Below are 205 nucleotides of genomic sequence, written 5' to 3'. Positions count from 1 at the left end.
GTAGTTGGGACCTTGTCCCTGTGAGAGTAGGACGTTGCCAGGCAATTCGGAGGATTAGCTCAGCTGGGAGAGCACCTGCCTTACAAGCAGGGGGGCGGCGGTTCGATCCCGTCATCCTCCACCATTTAGCCGACTTAGCTCAATTGGTAGAGCAACTGACTTGTAATCAGTAGGTTGGGGGTTCAAGTCCTCTAGTCGGCACCAG

2 tRNA genes are annotated in these 205 nt (G+C 55.1%); both read left to right on the top strand.

The features are described 5' to 3' along the window. Nucleotides 1-48 precede the first annotated feature (48 nt). Nucleotides 49-124: transfer RNA gene (locus MR113_RS28290), tRNA-Val, on the top strand. A gap of 4 nt (nt 125-128) precedes the next feature. Beyond that, a tRNA-Thr gene (locus tag MR113_RS28285) sits at nt 129-204 on the top strand. Nucleotide 205 lies beyond the last annotated feature (1 nt).

This window comes from Bacillus cereus group sp. BfR-BA-01379 (genome assembly GCF_022663605.1).
GTDB classification, from domain to species: domain Bacteria; phylum Bacillota; class Bacilli; order Bacillales; family Bacillaceae_G; genus Bacillus_A; species Bacillus_A mobilis.
The sequence above is the reverse complement of the archived record's forward strand: the minus strand, read 5'-3'. Positions and strand labels throughout refer to the sequence as shown.